Below are 19,338 nucleotides of genomic sequence, written 5' to 3'. Positions count from 1 at the left end.
CTCATTAGTCCCTCTAACTTATTCTGTGTATATCGCAGCCATCTCGACACGGAGGAGCGCTACCCATGGAGAGAGCAGAAGAGAACACCGGCGGAGGCAGCATCCTGCGCCAGCCACCGGCCGTCTGGGCCACCGCCGGCGCGTCCGTCGTCGCCTTCATGGGCATCGGCCTCGTCGACCCGATCCTGCCGTCGATCGCCCAGGGCCTGGACGCGACGCCCAGCCAGGTGTCGCTGCTCTTCACCTCGTACTTCCTCATCACCGCCGTCGCGATGCTGGTGACCGGCTTCGTCTCCAGCCGCGTCGGGGGACGCCGGACCCTGCTCGCCGGACTCGCGCTGGTCGTCGTCTTCGCGGCCCTCGCCGGCACCTCGGACTCCGTCGGCGAACTCGTCGGCTTCCGGGCCGGCTGGGGACTGGGCAACGCGCTCTTCGTCTCGACCTCGCTGGCCGTGATCGTCGGCGCCGCGGCCGGCGGCAGCGCGGCCGCGATCCTGCTCTACGAGTCGGCGCTCGGCCTCGGCATGGCCTGCGGGCCCCTGCTCGGCGCCGTGCTCGGCGACGCCAGCTGGCGCTACCCCTTCTTCGGCACGGCCGCGCTGATGGCGATCGGCTTCCTGTGCATCGCGGTCTTCCTCAAGGAGCAGCCGAAGCCGGCCCGCAGGACCTCGCTGCTCGACCCGATCCGGGCGCTGGGCCACGGCGGACTCGCCTCGGCCGCGGCGGCCGCGTTCTTCTACAACTACGCCTTCTTCACGGTGCTCGCCTTCACCCCGTTCGTGCTGGACATGACGCCGTACAAGTCCGGCGCGGTGTTCTTCGCCTGGGGTGTGCTGCTCGCCGTCTTCTCGGTCCTGGTCGCACCCCGCCTCCAGCGGCGCTTCGGCTCGCTCACCGTCCTCGGCGGCTCACTGCTGCTGCTCGCGGCCGACGTGGTGGTGCTCGGATACGGCGACCACACGACCGCGATCGTCTGCACGGTCCTGTCGGGCGCGTTCATCGGCGTCAACAACACCGTCTTCACCGAGCTCGCCCTCGGCGTCTCCGACGCGCCGCGCCCGGTGGCCAGCGCGGGCTACAACTTCGTCCGCTGGTTCGCCGCGGCGGCCGCCCCGTACCTCGCCCCGAAGATCGAGGAGTGGAGCGACGTCCACATGCCGTTCGTGGTGGCGGGCGTGGCCGCGGCGCTGGGCGCGGTGATCGTCCGGGTCCGCCGCACCGCCCTGACCCTCGAAGCCCGGGAACTGGCGCCGAAGCACGCCACGGAGGACGGCGTCGGGGTCTTCGCCGGCTGAGCGCACCGCGGACCGGCCGCCGGACGGGACGGACCCGCCGCGGCCGGTTTGCGCCGGGGGGCTCGGGCAAGACGGAGTCCATGAGAGGCATCGACTCCGTCATAAGAACCGTGGCCCACGTCCTCGTGGGCATCCTGGTCGTGTGGATCGCCCTGGACCTGCTCGACGCCAACCGCGCGAACACCGTCGTCGGCTGGTTCCACAGCGCCGCCGACTGGCTCGCGGGCTGGTCGATCGGGCTGTTCGACGTCTCCAACCACACCGTTCAGGTGCTGCTCGACTACGGCATCCCCGCGGTGGTCTACGTGGCGATCGCCAATCTCGTCGCCAGCAGGACCGTCGCCCGGACCTGAACCGGAGTGCCCGGTGGACGGAAGGCCCGCCCGGCGTCCGCCGCACCGTCCGCGCCGACGAGCCCGGGCTTTTGTCAGTCCAGATTCACGGACCTGCGCAGTGGATCGCGCAGGTCCGTGCCCTGCGTCAGCCAGCGCTCCTCCAGGGCCTGCGCCCCGTGGACCCGCTTCCACGCCGCCTCGTTCGAGGTCATCGGGAGCAGCGGCAGGAACCGCACCGGGTCCATCGGCTCATCGAGCGCCAGGTCCTCGACCAGCCCGCCGGACTCCGCGACCAGGACCGAGCTGAAGGCGGCGCCCGGCCAGAGCGGGTCGCCGACGTCGAGCGAGGCGCCCGGGGCCACGACGACGCCCTCGACCTGCGGGGTCGCGGCGAGGACCGCGAGCGGGCGCAGCACCTTGTCGGTGTCGGCGAGGCCGGCCCGTACGGTCAGGACGAGCTCGGCGCGCGGACCCTTGACCGGGTCGGCGAGCGCGGCGGTCGGGTCGGCCATCGGCTGTGCGGACATGCCGAGGGTCGCGTACCGCACGAGATCGCCGTCGACGAAGCGGAGCACCTCGATCCGGTCCGTGCCGAGGAACGTCACCGCGGCCCGCGCGTCCGGTTCTCCGAGCGCCGTCCGCAACCGGGCCTCGACCAGAGCAAGAACTTCTCCCATGTCTTGAGCATAAAGCGCGCATGGAACGGGCAAAGGAAGGGATTGACCCTCAGTCGGCTGATAGTCTTGGCCGCTGGTCGGGAGTCCCGAACTCCCGACTACTCGTCACACGTCATCCCTCACGAGGGACCGGCCGGAGGAGGTGGGGCTGCGATGGACCGAAGTCGATCGGGCAGTACCAGCCGCTCTTCCGCCCCGCACCCGAGCCCGGTGCGTACGTACTTCCGGTGATTCCCGGCCCGTATCCGTACGGACCCGCCTCTCCGGCATCTCGCACGACGGAAGAGCATCTCGCCTTTGCCTGTCTGTAGCGAACGCCGTCACCGCGACCTCTCGGTGCCGCCCGCTTTGTGGACGACGTAGCTCCACGTCCCCATTCCGGGCTGTTCCACGCTCGCCGACGGCTTCTCCGTGAAGGAGCATGCCCATGTCGATGATCCGTGACCTGCGCGCCGCCGTCCGTCCCAGCCTGCGGCACCCCCTGCGCAAGACCCCCACCACGTACACCTCGTACGACCCCACCCGCGACCACACGGCCTCCAGCGCCGTGGTCGACTGCGCCGTCTACCGCGACGGACGCCGCGTCGACGACCGCGACTGCCTCACCCCGCGCGGCGCCATGAGCCAGGTGCGGGAGAGCGGCGGCTTCGCCTGGATCGGCCTGCACGAGCCGACCGAGGCCGAATTCGCCGGTATCGCCGCCGAGTTCGGGCTGCACCCGCTCGCCGTCGAGGACGCCGTGCACGCCCACCAGCGGCCCAAGCTGGAGCGGTACGACGACACCCTCTTCACCGTGTTCAAGACGATCCACTACGTCGAGCACGCCGCACTCACCGCGACCAGCGAGGTCGTCGAGACCGGCGAGGTCATGTGCTTCACCGGCCCCGACTTCGTCATCACCGTCCGGCACGGCGGCCAGGGGTCCCTGCGCAACCTCCGCCACCGTCTCCAGGGCGAGCCCGAGCTGCTCGCCAAAGGGCCCTCGGCGGTGCTGCACGCCCTCTCCGACCATGTCGTCGACGGCTACATCGCGGTCGCCGACGCCGTCGAACTCGACATCGACCAGCTGGAGATCGACGTCTTCTCGCCGGCCGCGAAGGGCTCGACGCGCGGTACGGACACCGGCCGGATCTACCAGCTGAAGCGTGAGGTACTGGAGTTCAAGCGGGCCGTCACGCCGCTGCTCCGCCCGATGCAGCTGCTCTCCGAGCGGCCGATGCGGCTGGTCGACCCCGACATCCAGAAGTACTTCCGTGACGTCGCCGACCACCTCGCGCGCGTGCAGGAGCAGGTCGTCGGCTTCGACGAACTGCTCAACTCGATCCTCCAGGCCAACCTGGCGCAGGCGACCGTCGCGCAGAACGAGGACATGCGCAAGATCACCTCGTGGGCGGCGATCGTCGCGGTCCCCACGGCGGTCTGCGGCGTGTACGGCATGAACTTCGACCACATGCCCGAGCTGCACTGGAAGTACGGCTACCCGATGGTGCTGACCGGCATCGTCGCGATCTGTTTCACCATCCACCGCACGCTGAAGCGCAACGGCTGGCTGTGACCGCCCGGCCGCTAGGCTTCGGGCCATGACTGAAGAGCTGCTCGGGTCCGCCCTCGTCGAGGAGGCCACCAAGAAGTCCGGCCTGGTGTGGGTCCGCGGCACCGGCCCGGCCCGCGCGCTCTGGCACGTCTGGTTCGACGGCGCCGCGTTCGTCGTCGGTGACGGCCCCGGCGAGCAGCCGCTGCCGGGCCTGGTGGACGGCGGGACGGCCGAGGTCACGGTCCGCAGCAAGGACAAGGGCGGCCGTCTCGTCGCCTGGACGGCCGCGGTGCGCGAGATCCCGCACGGCACCGAGGAGTGGGACGCGGCGGTCGCCGAGCTGAAGGGCAAGCGGCTCAACGCACCCGACGGCGAGGCCATGACGGGCCGCTGGGGGCGCGAGTGCCGGGTCCTGCGGCTCGACCCCCGGTCCTCGACCACGGAGCTGCCGGACGGCTCCCTGGCGGCCGTACCGCTGCCCTCGGCGGCCACGACCCGCGACCCGGTGCCGTCCGGTCTCCCGAAGCTGCTGTTCAAGCGCCGCAAGCGCGGCTGAGCCGGTCTCGGGCCCCCGGGCACGGGAACCCGGGATCAGCGCCGGGCGGAAGCCGGCCCGGCTCAGGTCTTCGGCAGCTGCTTGCCGTAGTCGAGCGTCTCTTCCTTCGACGGCTCGGTGAGCGGGAAGTCCTTGTTCCACTCGGAGAGGACCACCAGGCCCGCTCCCCCGCCCCGCGCGAACTGCAGCGGGTACGGGTCGCCCTGCAGCGCCACGTCCAGCGTGCCGCCCTCGCCGTCCGCGCCGCCCTTGACCTTGACCGTGCGGACCCCGCCGATCTGGTCCCGGTCGCCCTTGACCTTCTCCCCGTGCAGCCCGGTCAGCCCGGCGAGCAGCAGATCCATGTCGGTGAAGCCGCGCAGCTGCTTGTACGCCGGGTCGCCCTGCGGCACCTTCACGTACTTGTCGTCGAGCTTGTCCGCGGCCTCGGCGTCCGCCTCCGTCGGCTTGTCGCCGCCCTGGGCCTCGTGGGACCAGAAGTCCGCGTCCGCCTTCAGATAGAGCGCCTCGCCGACCCGCAGCAGCTCGAAGGTGCTGTTCTTCGTCGTCACCGAGCCGCTGGCGCCGTCCTGCTTGAGGCGCATGTTCAGCTTGAAGGTGTCGCCCTTGCTGACCAGGGTGCCGGAGAGCCGTACCGCCTTCGCGGTGTCCGCGGCGGTCCGCGCCTTGCCCTCGATCTCGGCCGCGGAGAGCTTCCCGACCCCGTTGGTCCCCTCGTCCGGATCGGCCGCGCAGGCCGTCAGCCCCACGGTCAGACCGGCGCAGAGCGCGAGCGGCGCGACGGCCCGGTGGATACGCGACGACGCGGCACGAACGGCCATCAGCGCTGCCTCTCATGTCGTGGGGGACACGGACCGCGGCCCGTACGGGGGGGGACCCGGGGCGACGGCCTTCTGTTCTGCCAGTTCTGCCGGGCGGGAGGGCCGGCGTGCCGGTGGGGACGGCAGACCGCAGCGTACCCGGGCCGGGTGACGCACCCGGCGGCAGCCGTACGGAGGCACTACCGGGGCGGGGCGGAACGGCACGGGCTAGCCTGAACCCGGCAAAGCTCGGCAAAGACTCGAATCGTGCGGCACCGAGGAGGCGCGTGGCATGGCGGCAGGCGCCCCCCGGATCTTCGTCTCCCACCTCGCCGGAGTCCCGGTCTTCGACCCCGTCGGCGACCAGGTCGGCCGGGTCAGCGACCTGGTGGCCATGCTGCGGGTCGGCCGCAGGCCGCCGCGGCTGCTCGGCATGGTCGTGGAGGTCCTCAGCCGCCGCCGGGTGTTCGTGCCCATGACCCGGATCACCGGCGTGGAGTCCGGCCAGGTCATCACGACCGGTGTCGTGAACATGCGCCGCTTCGAACCGCGCCCCACCGAGCGCCTCGTCCTCGGCGAACTCCTCGACCGGCGCGTCCGGCTCGTGGGGCCCGGCGGGCAGGAGGGCGAGGAGGTCACCGTCCTCGACGTCGCCATCCAGCAGCTGCCCGCCCGCCGCGACTGGGAGATCGACAAGGTCTTCGTCCGCAAGGGGAAGGGCGGGGTGCTGAGCCGCAAGGGCGAGACGCTGACCGTCGAGTGGTCGGGCGTCACCGGCTTCTCCCTGGAGGAGCACGGACAGGGCGCCGAGAGCCTGGTCGCCACCTTCGAGAAGCTGCGCCCCGCCGACCTCGCCAACGCGCTGCACCACCTCCCGTCCAAGCGGCGTGTCGAGGTCGCCGCCGCGCTCGACGACGACCGGCTCGCCGACGTCCTCGAAGAGCTGCCGGAGGACGACCAGATCGAGATCCTCGGCAAGCTGAAGGAGGAGCGCGCTGCCGACGTCCTGGAGGCGATGGACCCGGACGACGCGGCCGACCTGCTGTCCGAGCTGCCGGAGGAGGACAAGGAGCGGCTGCTGACGCTGATGCAGCCGGACGACGCGGCCGACGTGCGCCGGCTCCTGGCGTACGAGGAGCGCACGGCGGGTGGTCTGATGACGACCGAGCCGATCGTGCTGCGGCCGGACGCCACGGTCGCGGACGCGCTGGCCCGGGTCCGGCAGCAGGACCTGTCGCCGGCGCTGGCGGCGCAGGTGTACGTGTGCCGGCCGCCGGACGAGACGCCGACGGGCAAGTACCTGGGCACGGTGCACTTCCAGCGGCTCCTCCGCGATCCGCCGTTCACGCTGGTCAGCTCGCTCGTGGACAGCGATCTGCCGCCGCTCGGCCCGGACACCCCGCTGCCGGCCGTGACCAGCTATCTCGCCGCGTACAACATGGTCGCGGCGCCCGTGGTCGACGAGAGCGGCTCGCTGCTCGGCGCGGTCACCGTCGACGACGTGCTCGACCACCTGCTGCCGGAGGACTGGCGCGAGACCGACTTCCACGAGGAGGGGGCCGGGCATGGCGGCTGAGCGCACACAGGACCGCGAGCGGGACCGTGACCGGGACCGGGAGCGCGACCGGCCGGGGCCCCGCATCCGGCTCGACCTGCCGCGCGAGCGGCGGGCCAAGCTCCTTCCGGAGTACGACCCCGAGGCGTTCGGACGGCTCTCGGAGCGGATCGCCCGCTTCCTGGGGACGGGCCGGTTCCTCGTCTGGATGACGCTGACGATCATCGTCTGGGTCGTCTGGAACATCTTCGCGCCGGGCTCGCTCAAGTTCGACGAGTACCCCTTCATCTTCCTGACGCTCGCGCTGTCCCTCCAGGCCTCGTACGCGGCCCCGCTGATCCTGCTCGCGCAGAACCGGCAGGACGACCGGGACCGGGTCAACCTCGAACAGGACCGGAAGCAGAACGAGCGGTCGATCGCGGACACCGAGTACCTCACCCGGGAGATCGCGGCGCTGCGGATGGGCCTCGGCGAGGTGGCCACCCGCGACTGGATCCGCTCGGAGCTCCAGGACCTGATCAAGGAGCTGGAGGAGCGCCGGGATCTATTCCCGTCGGCCGACACCCGGGGAAGTGACGTACCCGACCGTTGACAGGCCTTTCATGGGCCGGTGGTCGGCGCCGTACCATCGTCGGTATGGCTATGGAAGACGCGGTGCTCGAAGCACTGGCGACGGTGAACGACCCCGAGATCAACAAACCGATCACTGAGCTCGGCATGGTCAAGTCGGTGGAGATCGAACCGGACGGCAAGGTCGCCGTCACGGTCTACCTGACCGTCTCCGGCTGCCCGATGCGCGAGACCATCACCCAGCGGGTGACCGAGGCGGTCTCCGGCGTCGAGGGCGTCACGGGCGTCGACGTCACGCTGGACGTGATGAGCGACGAGCAGCGCAAGGAGCTGGCGGCGGCGCTGCGTGGCACGAGCGCCGAGCGCGAGGTGCCGTTCGCGAAGCCGGGCTCGCTGACCCGGGTGTACGCGGTCGCCTCCGGCAAGGGTGGCGTCGGCAAGTCGTCCGTCACCGTGAACCTGGCCGCGGCGATGGCCGCCGACGGCCTGAAGGTCGGCGTCGTCGACGCCGACATCTACGGCCACAGCGTGCCGCGGATGCTGGGCGCGGACGGCCGTCCGACCCAGGTCGAGAACATGATCATGCCGCCGTCGGCGAACGGCGTGAAGGTCATCTCCATCGGCATGTTCACCCCGGGCAACGCGCCGGTGGTGTGGCGCGGCCCGATGCTGCACCGCGCGCTCCAGCAGTTCCTCGCGGACGTGTACTGGGGCGACCTGGACGTCCTCCTGCTCGACCTGCCCCCGGGCACCGGCGACATCGCGATCTCGGTCGCGCAGCTCGTGCCGAACGCGGAGATCCTGGTCGTCACCACCCCGCAGCAGGCGGCGGCCGAGGTCGCCGAGCGGGCCGGCTCCATCGCCGTCCAGACCCACCAGAAGATCGTCGGCGTCGTCGAGAACATGGCGGGCCTGCCGTGCCCGCACTGCGACGAGATGGTCGACGTGTTCGGCACGGGCGGCGGCCAGCGCGTCGCCGACGGCCTGACGCAGACCACGGGCGCGACCGTCCCGGTCCTCGGCTCGATCCCGATCGACGTACGGCTCCGCGAGGGCGGCGACGAGGGCAGGCCGGTCGTCCTCTCCGACCCGGACTCCCCCGCGGGCGCGGCCCTCCGCGCGATCGCCGGCAAGCTCGGCGGCCGCCAGCGAGGCCTCTCGGGCATGAGCCTGGGCATCACGCCGCGCAACAAGTTCTGAGCTCGTGACGAAGGGCGCCCCCTCGGGGGCGCCCTTCGTCATGCCGTCAGGGCCGTCAGGCGTACGCGTCCAGGTCCTTGATCTGGGCGAACCCCAGACCGTACGCGCTCATCCCCCGCCCGTACGCCCCGATGTGCACCCCGGCCGCGGACCCCGCGAGGACCCACCCGAACTCCGACTCGCGGTAGTGGAACGGCATCGGCACCCCGTCCACCGGCAGCGAGAGCGTCGACCACTCCGCCCCGTCGAGGTCGTCGGCCAGCTCGAACGCCGTCTCGGTCTGCTGGTCCAGCCAGTTGTCCCGCGTCGCGTGGTCCAGCGAGGCGGGCCAGGTGTGGACGAGCAGCCCCGAGCCGGCCAGCCAGGCCGCCGAGGACACGGTGGTGGCGTCGAGGACGCCCGTGCCGTCACCGGTCCGCCGGACGGGGCTCGCGGCCACCGTCACGACGACCGTGAACCGCTCCTTCTCCGCGCCGCTCGCGTCCGTCTTTATCGACGGCGTCTCACCGTGGCCGGTCGATCCGTGCTGCACACTGCCGTCCGCCGCCGTGCCCACCTGCATCAGCCAGCGCGGCCCGGTGAACGCCTCGTCCAGGCCGTACCAGGCGAAGGGTGCCCGCAGATAGCCCTCGGCGGTCCGCCGGGCCAGGGGTACGCCCTCCACCCGACTCGTGGTCTCCATCTCGGCCGCCTCCTCGTTCCGTCAACAGAGGGAGGATAGCCACCAGGACGCGTCGGGTCGGTGACAGCCCGTCGTCAGGTCGCGTCGGAGTCGTACGGAGGACGCTCGCCGGTGTCCGGCTTGTCCTGCTTCTTCAGCAGGTCCGGGGTGCCGTTGGCGGAGGTGACGGCGCCGGAGGAACCACCGGCCGACGGGGAGCCGTTGACGGCCGAGGGCTGCGGCTCACGGCCGTGGACCGCGTCGGCGACGTCGTTCATCTCCTTCTTGAGGTCGAAGCTGCCCCGCAGCTCCTTGAGCTCCCGGAGGTCCTCGTTCTGCTCCATCTGCTTGCGGAGGAACGTCTTCGGGTTGAGGTCCTCGAACTCGAAGTCCTTGAACTCCGGCCCCAGCTCGCTGCGGATGTCCTCCTTCGCGCTGTCCGAGAACTCACGGATCTTCCTGATGAAGCGCGAGACGTCCTGGATGACCTTCGGGAGCTTGTCCGGCCCGAAGACGAGCACGGCGAGGACGACGAGCGTCACCAGCTCGAGTGCGCCTATGTCGCTGAACACCTAGTAGCTCCTTCATGCCGGTCAAGGGCCCGGTCCACGGTACCCGCCGAAACTGCCGGACGGGTACCTCCCGGTGTCCGCCACATGGCGCTCAGGTGCCCTGGGACGAGCCCAGCGTCAACGTCTTTGTCAGCTCTTTGCCGTCCCGGGTCAGGGTGAGCTCCAGCCGGTCGCCGGGGCGGTGGGCGCGGATCTTCACGATCAGCTCCTCGCCGTTGTGCACGCGCTGGCCGTCGACCTTGGTGATGACGTCGCCCGGGCGGAGCCCCGCCGTCGCGGCCGGGCCGCCGGGCGTGACGGAGGCGGAGCCGTCCTTGCCCTTCTCGCCGACCCGGGCGCCGTCGCCGTTGAACTGCATGTCGAGGCTCACACCGATGACGGGGTGGGTGGCCTTGCCGGTGTTGATGAGCTCCTCGGCGACGCGCTTGCCCTGGTTGATCGGTATGGCGAAGCCGAGGCCGATGGAGCCGGGCTGGGAGGCGCTGCCGCCCTCTCCCTCGCCCGAGCCGCCGCCGGCCGCGCGGATGGCGCTGTTGATGCCGATGACCCGGCCCTTGGAGTCGAGGAGCGGGCCGCCGGAGTTGCCGGGGTTGATCGGGGCGTCGGTCTGGAGGGCGTCGACGTAGCTGATGTCGGTGCCGTCGCCCTTCTCGCCGCCCGCGGTGATCGGGCGCTCCTTGGCGCTGATGATGCCGGAGGTGACCGTGTTGGAGAGGTCGAAGGGGGCGCCGATGGCGACGACGGGGTCGCCGACGCGGACGTTGTCGGAGTTGCCGAGCGGCAGCGGCTTGAGGCCGGAGACGCCGGTGACCTGGACGACGGCGAGGTCGTAGCCGGTGTCCTTGCCGACGACCTTGGCGCGGGCGGTCTCCCCGCTGGCGAAGGTCACCGAGATGTCGCGGGAGGACTGGGCCCCGTCCACGACGTGGTTGTTGGTGAGGATGTGGCCCTTGGTGTCGAGGACGAAGCCGGTGCCGGTGCCGGACGAACCGCCGCCCTTGACGTGCAGGGTGACGACGCCGGGCAGGGCGCTGGCCGCGATCCCGGCCACGCTCTCCGGGGCCCGGTCGGTGTCGCCGGCGTCCGCCTGCGGCAGCTCGACGGTGGTGATCCCGCCGTTCCGCTCGACGTACGCGCCGATGCCGCCGCCGATGACTCCGGTGACGAGCGCGAACGCGAGCGCCCCGGCGATGGCGAGCCCCTTGCGGGACTTCCTCGCCGGCAGGGGCGGGAGCCCGGCCCCGCCGGCCCCCCAGGGGTCGTACTGCACCCAGGGCGCACCGGCCTGCGGCGGCACGGCGCCACCCTGCGCGTGCAGCGGGGGGTGCGGCTGGGACTGCGGCGGTACGGGGGCCACATGGGCCTGCTGCGGCGGTACGGGCGCCGGGGGGCGCTGTACGGGCGGCGCGGGCGCCCACGGGCCGGGCCCGCCGTAGGGCGGCGTCCGGTACTCGTCGGGCGCGTGCAGGGGCGTCGGCGCGGGCGCGGCGGCCGGGGCCGGAGGCACGTCGGCCACGGAGGCCTCGGTCACCGGAAGCGTCTCGGTCGCCTGAGCCCCGGTCACCGGGAGGGTCTCGGTCGGGGCCGCGTCCGCCGGGGCGGGGGCCTCGCTCTTGGTCAGCAGCACGGCGGGCGCGTCGGCGGACGCGGGCGCGCCGGCTGCCTCAGGCGCCACCCCGGTGTCCCCCGCGTCAGCGGCATCGGCGGCAGACGCCCCATCCGTCACGTCGGTCACGTCGGCCGCTGCGGTGCCGGTGTCCGGCGCCCCGGCCGCTTCGGGCGACGGCTGCGGCGCGGGCAGCGGGAAGTCGCCGTCGGCGTCATGCGCGGCGACGGCGGTGACGCCCTCCGTGAGGTCGTCGGCCGGAGACGGCGAGGGTATCCGTGCCGCCTCCGGTGCGCTCGACGGCCGGCTCCACCAGTTCGGCTTCCCGTTGTTCATGCTCTCCCCGCAACCCGCTGACCCGTCCGCGCCCCCTTGGGCGGGCGCCCCTGTCCCTGGATTCAACCAGGTCGCGGGTCAGCGGGGGGAGCCGAGCGGCGTGGTGGCCGGGCTGGGCGCCGGAGTGGGTCCGGGACCGAAGGCCAGTCGGAGGGCCGGCCCCGTCGGTCGTACGAACGGCGAGAGGGCGAGGAGCGACTGCGTGGCCGGGTCCCGGAGCCGTACCGCCACCAGCGGCATGGCCGGGGAGCGCACCGCGTCCGGCGGGACGGCGCCCGCCGGGACCGTGCCCGGACCGACCGGTGACACCGGCCCGTGCGGCAGCGCCGCCGGGACCCCGGGAGTCAGCGGAGCCCCCGGCGTCACCTGCGAGCCGTCGACGGACTGGGCGCCGCGCTCGCCGGAGCGCGTACCCCGGGAGACGGCCGTGCCGCCGCCGGGGCCCGCGGCGGTGGCTCGCAGCGGTGTGACCGCCGTGCCGGTGCCCTGGCCGCCGCGCGCGCTGGCGTTCACCGAGGATTCCAGCGGCAGGGTGCCGCCGAGGGCGATGGCCGCGAACGAGACGGCGCTGGCCGCGGCGAAGGCGAAGCGCCGGCCGCGCCAGGACGTTCCGGACGCGCGGTCGCCGACCTCGTGGATACGGAAGCCGGTCTGCGGGGCGGAGTGTCCGGGGTGCGGGGTGACGACGGCCGCCGTGGCGAAGCCGTCGGACCGCACGCCGCCCGCGCCGAGGAGTTCTTCGAGGGGGCCTCGCGGTCCGCCGGGGCCTCCCGGCTCACCGGGGCCCCCGGGTAGCCCCTGCAGCCGGGCGAGGAATCCCTCCGAGGGCGGCGGAGGAGCCGCCGAGGCGAAGACGCTCTTGAGGGTGCGCTGCGCGTCGGCCTCCGCCTTGCAGCGGGCGCAGGTCGCGAGGTGGGCGAGGACCCGCTCGCGGGAGTCATGGCCGAGTTCGCCGTCGACGAGCGCGGCCAGCCGGTCCCCGAGGTGGTGCTCCGCGGGGGTCGGCGACGAGGGACGTGTGCCGCTCACGCTGTCCCTGCCTCCCATCCGACGGAGGCCAGGGCACGCTCCGCCCGTGCCTCGGGCGAACGGTGCTTGAGGGCCTTGCGCAGGTGGGAGCGCCCGCGGTGGATGCGGCTGCGGACGGTGCCGAGCTTCACTCCGAGGGTCGCGGCGATCTCCTCGTACGACAGTCCTTCGATGTCGCAGAGGACGACCGCGGCACGGAACTCGGGCGCGAGGGTGTCGAGGGCCTGCTGCACGTCGGCGTCGAAGTGGGTGTCGTTGAACACCTGCTGCGGCGAGGGCTCACGGCTGGGCAGCCGCTCGGCGGCGTCGTCGGCGAGCGCGTCGAAACGGATGCGCTGCTTGCGGCGGACCATGTCGAGGAAGAGATTGGTGGTGATGCGGTGGAGCCAGCCCTCGAAAGTGCCCGGCGTGTACGTCGACAGCGAGCGGAAGACGCGGACGAAGACCTCCTGGGTCAGGTCCTCGGCGTCGTGCTGGTTGCCGGTCAGCCGGTAGGCGAGGCGGTACACGCGGCCGCTGTGCGTGCTGACGATCTCCTCCCACGTGGGCGGAGTCCACGCCTGCGATTCCGCATCCGATGCGAAGGTCGCGGTGGTGGGAGCGGAGTCGGCGGTGCGGATTCGGTCAGCGGTGTCGGTCACGGATTTCGGCTCACCCGCCGACCTGAGAAGACGCCGAAGCACTCCTCCCCGATCCACAGGCGCAGCCGCACCTCCCCTGTCGGCTCTGGTGGTGTCCAGTGGAGCCCCTACCATAGCCACCTCGCCCGTTAGCTCCGGATAAGAATCTTTACGCGAATTTGGAACCGGTCCCCCGGCTTCCTCCTGCCGCGTCCTTCCCCTGGTGAACGCCCGGTCCCATCTGCGGGTTCCCGCTGACAGCGGATACAGTCACCGTTGCGTCAACTACGGGGACAGGAGAGGGCCATTACCGCCAACCGGCAGACGAGCTGGTCGTTCGCCGACGCCTTTGTCGCCGAGGACGAAGCTCTGCGCTGGGCCCGTGAGCGGGCCCGGGAGGCAGGGCTGCCCTCGGTGTCGCCGGGCACCGGTGGGGCGCTGCGCCTGCTCGCGGCCACGGCGGACGCGAAGGCGGTGGCGGAGATCGGCACGGGTACCGGCGTGTCGGGCATCTACCTGCTGCTCGGGATGCGGCCGGACGGCGTCCTGACGACGGTGGACCTCCAGCCGGAGCGGCAGCAGCTCGCCAAGACGGCGTTCCGCGCGGCGGGCTTCGCGGGCAACCGGGCGCGGTTCATCCCCGGCCGGGCCCTGGACGTACTGCCGCGGCTCGCGGACGGCGGGTACGACCTCGTGTTCTGCGACGGCGACCGGCTCGAGTACCTGGACTACCTCGCTGAATCGTTGCGCCTGCTGCGACCTGGCGGGCTCGTCTGCTTCGAGGGCGTCTTCGCGGACGGCCGCACGGTCGACTCGGCGGCCCAGCCGGCCGAGGTCCAGCGGGTCCGCGAGCTGCTGCGCACGGTGCGGGAGAGCCAGGAGCTCATCCCCTCCCTGCTGCCGGTGGGCGACGGCCTGCTGTGCGCGGTCCGCCGCGGCTGAGAGCCCCGGCCCTGGTCGCACCACCCCTACGCCCCGCCGCACCCCGCCCCGACGGCTTCCGCCGCTCCCCCTCCCCCGTCCCCGGACACACCACTGCCCCGGCACGGACGGACCGTGCCGGGGCAGTGTTCAGGATGCGAGGGAAGGTCAGCCGACGACCTTCTTCAGGGCGTCGCCCAGCGCCTCGGCCTCGTCGGGGGTCAGCTCGACGACAAGCCGACCGCCGCCTTCGAGCGGAACGCGCATGACGATGCCCCGCCCCTCCTTGGTCACCTCGAGCGGGCCGTCACCCGTCCGCGGCTTCATGGCCGCCATGCTTGTTCCCCTTCCTGAAACCAGCTCATTGTCAGCCGGGCAGCTCCATGACCTGGAGCACGCGTCACCGGCTTCGAACACATTGCTTCCAGGTCATTATCCCGCATGGCAGGACCCGATGACCAACATCGAATGGCATCGCTTGCGCAACGCGCTCTCTCAAAACCCCACATTTCGGCGATCGGCCTGCGATACTTCGCCGCTCGGCGTCCGGCCGAGCCCTTCAAATCTTTGACGCAGCTCACATGGGCGGGGCGAGTGATGTCCGCCATGCTGTGCAGGTCAACCACGCAAAGAGGCGAAGGGAACCCCATGGCCGACACGGTGCTGTACGAGGTGAGCGACGGGCTCGCCACCATCACGCTCAACCGCCCCGAGGCCATGAACGCGATGAACGTGGCGGCGAAAGTCGCCCTCCGTGACGCGGCCGAGACGGCCGCGGCGGACCCCGCCGTACGGGCGGTGCTGCTCACCGCGGCCGGCGAGCGGGCGTTCTGCGTCGGCCAGGACCTGAAGGAACACGTGGGTCTGCTCATGGCGGACCACGAGAACGGCACCCAGGAGACCATGAACACGGTCCGGGACCACTACAACCCGATCACCAAGGCGCTCGCGGGCATGCGGAAGCCCGTCGTGGCCGGCGTGAACGGTGTCGCGGCCGGGGCCGGCTTCGGCTTCGCGCTCGCGGCGGACTACCGGGTGGTCGCGGACACCGCGTCGTTCAACACCTCCTTCGCGGGGGTCGCTCTGACCGCCGACTCGGGCATGTCCTGGACCCTCCCCCGGGTGATCGGCCCGAGCCGCGCCGCCGACCTGCTGCTCTTCCCGCGCTCGATCACCGCCCAGGAGGCGTACGAGCTGGGCATCGCGAACCGCGTGGTCCCGGCCGCCGACCTCGCCGCCGAGGCCGAGAAGGTGGCCCGCAAGCTGGCCGAGGGCCCGACGGTGGCGTACGCGGCCCTGAAGGAGTCCCTCGCCTACGGCGCCGACCACTCGCTGTCCGAGGCGCTGGACAAGGAGGAGGAACTCCAGAACCGTGCGGGCGCCTCCGAGGACCACACGATCGCGGTCCGCGCCTTCATCGCCAAGGAGAAGCCGAAGTACCTGGGCCGCTGACGGACCCGGAACCGGTTCGTACGGGTGGTGGGCGCGTCTATAGGATCCGCTCACCATTCGTACGCACTTACCTGGGGGGTTCCGTGCGTCCTTCTCCTTCGGCGCGCCTTCTTCGCGGCGCGCTGACGGCGGGTCTGGCCCTGGGCCTGTCCGCTGTCGCCCTGCCCTCGACCGCGCAGGCGGCCGGCGGCGCCGACCGCTGTCCGCAGGGCTCCCTCTGCGTCTTCAGCCAGCCGCTGTACCAGGGCGACATGCTCGTCATCAGGACGCCGATGCTGTCCCTGGGCGCCTGGGACAACCGCATCCGGTCCTTCGTCAACAACCACGACGGCGTCTACGCCGTGTGCTTCTACCCGGAGCCCGGTCTCGACCCCAAGGGCTCCGTCTGGCTCTACAACTCGGCGTCCTTCGACGAGAGCCAGAACCCCGAGCTCGACAAGGCGGTGAGCTCCATCGACATCGGCGCCGAGGCGGACGACTTCTGCGGCTGGGAGAGCCGCTACCCGACCCTCTCCGAAGCCCTGGAGTCCCGGCCTTCGTCGCTGCCCGCGACGGGCGCCTTCGGCGACATCGACCGCGACGGATACGCCGACGTCCTCAGTCGCGACTTTTTCGGCCGGCTGTGGTCCGTACACGGCTCGGTCCCGCACAGCCCCAGTACCGGCCGGCTCGTGGGCGGCGGCTGGGACACCATGACGATGCTGACCCGGCACGGCGACCAGGACGCCGACGGCAACGAGGACGTCTACGCCCGCGACCGGGCCGGCGTGCTGTGGCTCTACCCGGGCAACGGCAAGGGCTCGTTCACGCCCCGCCTCAAGGTCGGCGGCGGCTGGAACTCCCTGCGGGACCTGACCGCGGTGGGCGACCTGACGGGCGACGGCAAGGGCGACCTGCTCGCCGTCGACACCACCGGAGTCCTGTGGACGTACCCGGGCAACGGCAAGGGCTGGTTCGGCGCCCGCAAGAAGGTCGGCGGCGGCTGGAAGGCGATCAACGAGCTCGTCGGCGCCGGGGACATGAACTCCGACGAGAAGGCCGACCTGATCGCCCGCGACACGGCGGGCAAGCTCTGGCTCTACCCCGGCAACGGCCACGGTTGGTTCGGCACCCGCAAGCTCATCGGCAGCGGCGGCTGGAACGGCCACAAGGAACTCGCGGGCCTCGGCGACATCACCGGCGACGGCCGGCCCGACCTGGTCGCACACGCCTCGGGCGCCCCGTTCGGCTGGGAAGGCCACACCTACCTGCTGGTCTACCCAGGCACCGGCGACGGGCGTCTCCGCGCCCCGCTGCCCTTCGGCCAGCTCCGCAGCAGCAGCTTCGTCTTCTGACCTTCCTCCGACCAGGAACGGATTTCGTGCCATGACGCGCACCCCTGGAATCCGGCGCACCGTCGCCGCCGCCGTGACCACTGCGGCCACCCTCGCGACGATGCTGGCCTCCGCGCCCGCCGCGTCGGCCGACGAGTACCGCTGCCCCGCGGGCAGCTTCTGCGTCTTCCAGTACCCCCGCTTCGGCGGCCAGATGAAGATCGTCTCGGCCAGTCAGCCCACCCTGGGCACCTGGAACAACACGATCTCGTCCTACATCAACCGCAGCAACAGGTGGGCGGTCGCCCACCAGGACGCCCACTACGGCGGCAACAACAGCCTGGTCATCGGCCCCCGTCAGCCCGTCGGCTCCGACCTCAGCTGGGAGTCCTGGTCCGAGCTGGACAACTCGATCAGCTCGATCCGGATGGCGGACACCCAGTGGGAGGCCGAGACCGGTCAGGCATGGATCGACTGGGACACGAGCACCACTCCCCGACCGGCCGGACTCCCGGCCCAGTCCAGGTTCGGCGACCTCGACAACGACGGCGTCGCCGATCTGCTCGAACGCGACGGAGCCGGTCGGCTCTGGTTCCTCGACGGCGTACGCGGCGCCGACGGAAGGACCAAGGGCGTCCTGGTCGGCGGCGGCTGGGGCGCCATGAACGCGCTCGTCCGCCACGGAGACCACGACGGCGACGGCAACGAGGACGTCTACGCCCGCGACCGGGCCGGCGTGCTGTGGCTCTACCCCGGCAACGGCAAGGGCTGGTTCAAGCCCCGCCTCAAGGTCGGCGGCGGCTGGAACACGATGAAGGAGATCGAGGCCGTCGGGGACATCACCGGCGACGGCCGCCGTGACCTGGTCGCCCGGGACACCGCCGGTGTCCTCTGGACGTACCCGGGCAACGGTCGCGGCTGGTTCGGCGCCCGCACGAAGGTCGGCGGCGGCTGGGGTGCCATGAACGGGCTCGCGGCGCCCGGCGACATGAACCGGGACGGCAGGTCCGACCTGGTCGCCCGCGACGGCTCCCGCGCCCTCTGGCTCTACCCGGGGAACGGCCGGGGGTCCTTCGGCGCCCGCGTCAGGCTGCCGTACGCCTGGCCGTCGGACACCCTGCTCATCGCCACCGGCGATGTGACCGGCGACGGCCTCGGCGACATCATCAGGACGATCGAGAACTCTTCGCTGTACGTGTACGCGAACAACGGCTCCGGTGGCCTGCGCACCCCGGAGTACGAGACGGGGTACGACACCACCTCGGACTCCGTCCACGTCCTCTGACCCGACGGGACAACGGCCCGGGGCTACTCCCCGCCCCGGGCCACGCAGCCCTTCACATGGTCGTCGACCAGCCCGCACGCCTGCATCAGGGCGTAGGCCGTCGTCGGGCCGATGAAGCGGAGGCCCCGCTTCTTGAGGGCCTTCGAGAGGGCCGTGGACTCGTCCGTGACCGCCGGGACGTCCGCGACCGTACGCGGGACGGGGCGGGTCCTCGGATCGGGGGCGTACGACCAGATCAGCTCGTCCAGTTCGCCCGGGGCCCAGTCGGCCAGCAGCCTCGCGTTGGCCAGGGTCGCGTCGATCTTGGCCCGGTTGCGGATGATGCCCTCGTCGACAAGGAGCCGCTCCCGGTCCGCGTCGCCGAACTCGGCGACCGAGGCGATCCGGAAACCGGCGAACGCCGCCCGGAATCCCTCGCGGCGGCGCAGGATCGTGATCCACGACAGGCCCGACTGGAACGCTTCGAGGCAGAGCCGCTCGAACAGCGCGTCGTCGCCGTGGACCGCGCGGCCCCACTCCTCGTCGTGGTACGCCACGTAGTCCTCGGTCGACAGGCCCCAGGGGCAGCGCAGCCGCCCGTCCGGGCCCGGCACCGCCCCGCCGGCCGTCACGCCCGCCCGTCCTCTCCGTCACCGGCGGCGGTCGCTCCCGCGAGCGCCTCCTCCAACTCGGAGATCCGGGCGTCGCGCTCGGCCAGCTCGGCGCCGAGGCGGACCAGCACGTCGTCCACGTCCGCCATCCGGTAGCCGCGGACCGCGACGGGGAGACGGAGCGCCTCGACGTCCGCGCGGTCGACCGGGCGGGCGGCCGGGAGCGGGTCGACGAGCTCCTCGGGCGCCACGTCGGGCAGCACCTCGCTGTCGCCGCCGCCGACCACGGCCAGGGTCACCGCGGCCACGACCACGACCATCGTGATGAGCAGAAACCAGAACACCTGCGTGCCTCTCCCCGGAGTGGAAAACGTCCCGTGCCGATCGTGCCATGCGCCACCGACAGCTAGGGTCGCAGGCGAACGGACACG

20 protein-coding genes and 1 pseudogene are annotated in these 19,338 nt (G+C 71.9%); 11 read left to right on the top strand and 10 right to left on the bottom strand.

Features of this window, described 5'->3' with window-relative positions; all coding sequences use genetic code 11:
- Positions 1-65 precede the first annotated feature (65 nt).
- Positions 66-1,295, top strand: coding sequence for an MFS transporter (locus tag ACIP8Z_RS24545; RefSeq protein ID WP_402086848.1), 1,230 nt, complete (start codon positions 66-68; stop codon positions 1,293-1,295).
- 110 nt (positions 1,296-1,405) lie between these two features.
- Complete coding sequence (locus ACIP8Z_RS24540) at positions 1,406-1,648, top strand: hypothetical protein (RefSeq protein WP_402086846.1); 243 nt, start codon at positions 1,406-1,408, stop codon at positions 1,646-1,648.
- A gap of 74 nt (positions 1,649-1,722) precedes the next feature.
- Here ACIP8Z_RS24540 and ACIP8Z_RS24535 read toward each other — a convergent pair whose 3' ends face one another.
- Positions 1,723-2,307 (bottom strand): suppressor of fused domain protein, encoded by a 585-nt coding sequence (locus ACIP8Z_RS24535; RefSeq protein WP_402086843.1) that lies wholly within the window; start codon positions 2,305-2,307, stop codon positions 1,723-1,725.
- A gap of 427 nt (positions 2,308-2,734) precedes the next feature.
- Here ACIP8Z_RS24535 and ACIP8Z_RS24530 point away from each other — a divergent pair, with 427 nt between their 5' ends.
- Positions 2,735-3,862: a magnesium and cobalt transport protein CorA gene (locus tag ACIP8Z_RS24530; protein WP_319310001.1), complete on the top strand. Its 1,128-nt coding sequence runs from the start codon at positions 2,735-2,737 to the stop codon at positions 3,860-3,862.
- Positions 3,863-3,887: 25 nt separating this feature from the next.
- On the top strand, positions 3,888-4,397 hold the full coding sequence (locus ACIP8Z_RS24525) for a hypothetical protein (protein WP_402086841.1): 510 nt from the start codon (positions 3,888-3,890) through the stop codon (positions 4,395-4,397).
- Between the two features lie 62 nt (positions 4,398-4,459).
- Here ACIP8Z_RS24525 and ACIP8Z_RS24520 read toward each other — a convergent pair whose 3' ends face one another.
- Positions 4,460-5,218 carry a hypothetical protein gene (locus tag ACIP8Z_RS24520; RefSeq protein ID WP_402086838.1) on the bottom strand — a complete coding sequence of 253 codons (759 nt, stop codon included), beginning with the start codon at positions 5,216-5,218 and terminating at the stop codon, positions 4,460-4,462.
- Positions 5,219-5,489: 271 nt separating this feature from the next.
- Between ACIP8Z_RS24520 and ACIP8Z_RS24515 the strand changes: the two genes are divergently transcribed.
- From ACIP8Z_RS24515 to ACIP8Z_RS24505, 3 genes are read left to right on the top strand one after another with little or no spacing between them, the layout of a single operon-like run.
- Positions 5,490-6,773 (top strand): magnesium transporter MgtE N-terminal domain-containing protein, encoded by a 1,284-nt coding sequence (locus tag ACIP8Z_RS24515; protein WP_319310004.1) that lies wholly within the window; start codon positions 5,490-5,492, stop codon positions 6,771-6,773.
- On the top strand, positions 6,763-7,344 hold the full coding sequence (locus ACIP8Z_RS24510; protein ID WP_402086835.1) for a DUF1003 domain-containing protein: 582 nt from the start codon (positions 6,763-6,765) through the stop codon (positions 7,342-7,344). Before ACIP8Z_RS24515 ends, ACIP8Z_RS24510 begins: the two co-directional genes overlap by 11 nt.
- Before the next feature lie 44 nt (positions 7,345-7,388).
- Positions 7,389-8,522 carry an Mrp/NBP35 family ATP-binding protein gene (locus ACIP8Z_RS24505; protein WP_402086833.1) on the top strand — a complete coding sequence of 378 codons (1,134 nt, stop codon included), beginning with the start codon at positions 7,389-7,391 and terminating at the stop codon, positions 8,520-8,522.
- 55 nt (positions 8,523-8,577) lie between these two features.
- Here ACIP8Z_RS24505 and ACIP8Z_RS24500 read toward each other — a convergent pair whose 3' ends face one another.
- The 5 genes from ACIP8Z_RS24500 to sigE form a co-directional block, all read right to left on the bottom strand.
- On the bottom strand, positions 8,578-9,204 hold the full coding sequence (locus tag ACIP8Z_RS24500) for a hypothetical protein (RefSeq protein ID WP_402086830.1): 627 nt from the start codon (positions 9,202-9,204) through the stop codon (positions 8,578-8,580).
- Positions 9,205-9,278: 74 nt separating this feature from the next.
- The gene (locus ACIP8Z_RS24495) at positions 9,279-9,755 is read right to left on the bottom strand and encodes a sec-independent translocase (RefSeq protein ID WP_319310008.1); all 477 of its coding nucleotides are present in this window, start codon (positions 9,753-9,755) and stop codon (positions 9,279-9,281) included.
- A 91-nt stretch (positions 9,756-9,846) separates the two neighbouring features.
- Entirely contained in the window at positions 9,847-11,697 is a 1,851-nt protein-coding gene (locus ACIP8Z_RS24490; protein WP_402086827.1) for a S1C family serine protease, read from the bottom strand.
- 78 nt (positions 11,698-11,775) lie between these two features.
- Positions 11,776-12,726 (bottom strand): zf-HC2 domain-containing protein, encoded by a 951-nt coding sequence (locus tag ACIP8Z_RS24485; RefSeq protein WP_402086824.1) that lies wholly within the window; start codon positions 12,724-12,726, stop codon positions 11,776-11,778.
- Positions 12,723-13,481 carry an RNA polymerase sigma factor SigE gene (sigE, locus tag ACIP8Z_RS24480; RefSeq protein ID WP_073912007.1) on the bottom strand — a complete coding sequence of 253 codons (759 nt, stop codon included), beginning with the start codon at positions 13,479-13,481 and terminating at the stop codon, positions 12,723-12,725. The genes ACIP8Z_RS24485 and sigE overlap by 4 nt, the downstream gene beginning before the upstream one ends.
- Positions 13,482-13,622: 141 nt before the next feature.
- Between sigE and ACIP8Z_RS24475 the strand changes: the two genes are divergently transcribed.
- A complete protein-coding gene (locus ACIP8Z_RS24475; protein ID WP_079042285.1) occupies positions 13,623-14,288 on the top strand; it encodes an O-methyltransferase in 666 nt (221 codons plus the stop codon).
- A 147-nt stretch (positions 14,289-14,435) separates the two neighbouring features.
- Here the strand turns inward: ACIP8Z_RS24475 and ACIP8Z_RS24470 are convergent, their stop codons facing one another.
- Positions 14,436-14,603: a DUF3117 domain-containing protein gene (locus ACIP8Z_RS24470; RefSeq protein ID WP_009997451.1), complete on the bottom strand. Its 168-nt coding sequence runs from the start codon at positions 14,601-14,603 to the stop codon at positions 14,436-14,438.
- 312 nt (positions 14,604-14,915) lie between these two features.
- On the opposite strand from ACIP8Z_RS24470, the gene ACIP8Z_RS24465 reads away from it, so the two are divergent.
- The 3 genes from ACIP8Z_RS24465 to ACIP8Z_RS24455 all read left to right on the top strand — a co-directional run bounded on the left by ACIP8Z_RS24465 (position 14,916) and on the right by ACIP8Z_RS24455 (position 18,317).
- On the top strand, positions 14,916-15,719 hold the full coding sequence (locus ACIP8Z_RS24465) for an enoyl-CoA hydratase/isomerase family protein (RefSeq protein WP_389038687.1): 804 nt from the start codon (positions 14,916-14,918) through the stop codon (positions 15,717-15,719).
- A gap of 83 nt (positions 15,720-15,802) precedes the next feature.
- Entirely contained in the window at positions 15,803-17,053 is a 1,251-nt protein-coding gene (locus ACIP8Z_RS24460; RefSeq protein ID WP_402086820.1) for an FG-GAP-like repeat-containing protein, read from the top strand.
- A gap of 31 nt (positions 17,054-17,084) precedes the next feature.
- Positions 17,085-18,317, top strand: a complete 1,233-nt coding sequence (locus ACIP8Z_RS24455) for an FG-GAP-like repeat-containing protein (RefSeq protein ID WP_402086817.1) — start codon at positions 17,085-17,087, stop codon at positions 18,315-18,317.
- Positions 18,318-18,340: 23 nt separating this feature from the next.
- Here ACIP8Z_RS24455 and ACIP8Z_RS24450 read toward each other — a convergent pair whose 3' ends face one another.
- On the bottom strand, positions 18,341-18,928 hold the full coding sequence (locus ACIP8Z_RS24450) for a DNA-3-methyladenine glycosylase I (protein ID WP_402086814.1): 588 nt from the start codon (positions 18,926-18,928) through the stop codon (positions 18,341-18,343).
- 14 nt (positions 18,929-18,942) lie between these two features.
- Positions 18,943-19,251, bottom strand: a pseudogene (locus ACIP8Z_RS24445) (hypothetical protein); the annotation flags it as partial.
- Between the last annotated feature and the right edge of the window lie 87 nt (positions 19,252-19,338).

The organism is Streptomyces sp. NPDC088553, from assembly GCF_044752965.1.
In the GTDB taxonomy this organism is placed as follows: domain Bacteria; phylum Actinomycetota; class Actinomycetes; order Streptomycetales; family Streptomycetaceae; genus Streptomyces.
The sequence above is the reverse complement of the archived record's forward strand: the minus strand, read 5'-3'. Positions and strand labels throughout refer to the sequence as shown.

Coding starts and splice junctions, on each gene's coding strand:
- ACIP8Z_RS24545 (WP_402086848.1), top strand. CDS start 66: ATGGAGAGAGCAGAAGAGAACACCGGCGGAGGCAGCATCCTGCGCCAG.
- ACIP8Z_RS24535 (WP_402086843.1), bottom strand. CDS start 2,307: ATGGGAGAAGTTCTTGCTCTGGTCGAGGCCCGGTTGCGGACGGCGCTC.
- ACIP8Z_RS24530 (WP_319310001.1), top strand. CDS start 2,735: ATGTCGATGATCCGTGACCTGCGCGCCGCCGTCCGTCCCAGCCTGCGG.
- ACIP8Z_RS24525 (WP_402086841.1), top strand. CDS start 3,888: ATGACTGAAGAGCTGCTCGGGTCCGCCCTCGTCGAGGAGGCCACCAAG.
- ACIP8Z_RS24520 (WP_402086838.1), bottom strand. CDS start 5,218: ATGGCCGTTCGTGCCGCGTCGTCGCGTATCCACCGGGCCGTCGCGCCG.
- ACIP8Z_RS24515 (WP_319310004.1), top strand. CDS start 5,490: ATGGCGGCAGGCGCCCCCCGGATCTTCGTCTCCCACCTCGCCGGAGTC.
- ACIP8Z_RS24510 (WP_402086835.1), top strand. CDS start 6,763: ATGGCGGCTGAGCGCACACAGGACCGCGAGCGGGACCGTGACCGGGAC.
- ACIP8Z_RS24505 (WP_402086833.1), top strand. CDS start 7,389: ATGGCTATGGAAGACGCGGTGCTCGAAGCACTGGCGACGGTGAACGAC.
- ACIP8Z_RS24500 (WP_402086830.1), bottom strand. CDS start 9,204: ATGGAGACCACGAGTCGGGTGGAGGGCGTACCCCTGGCCCGGCGGACC.
- ACIP8Z_RS24490 (WP_402086827.1), bottom strand. CDS start 11,697: ATGAACAACGGGAAGCCGAACTGGTGGAGCCGGCCGTCGAGCGCACCG.
- sigE (WP_073912007.1), bottom strand. CDS start 13,481: ATGGTAGGGGCTCCACTGGACACCACCAGAGCCGACAGGGGAGGTGCG.
- ACIP8Z_RS24470 (WP_009997451.1), bottom strand. CDS start 14,603: ATGGCGGCCATGAAGCCGCGGACGGGTGACGGCCCGCTCGAGGTGACC.
- ACIP8Z_RS24465 (WP_389038687.1), top strand. CDS start 14,916: ATGGCCGACACGGTGCTGTACGAGGTGAGCGACGGGCTCGCCACCATC.
- ACIP8Z_RS24455 (WP_402086817.1), top strand. CDS start 17,085: ATGACGCGCACCCCTGGAATCCGGCGCACCGTCGCCGCCGCCGTGACC.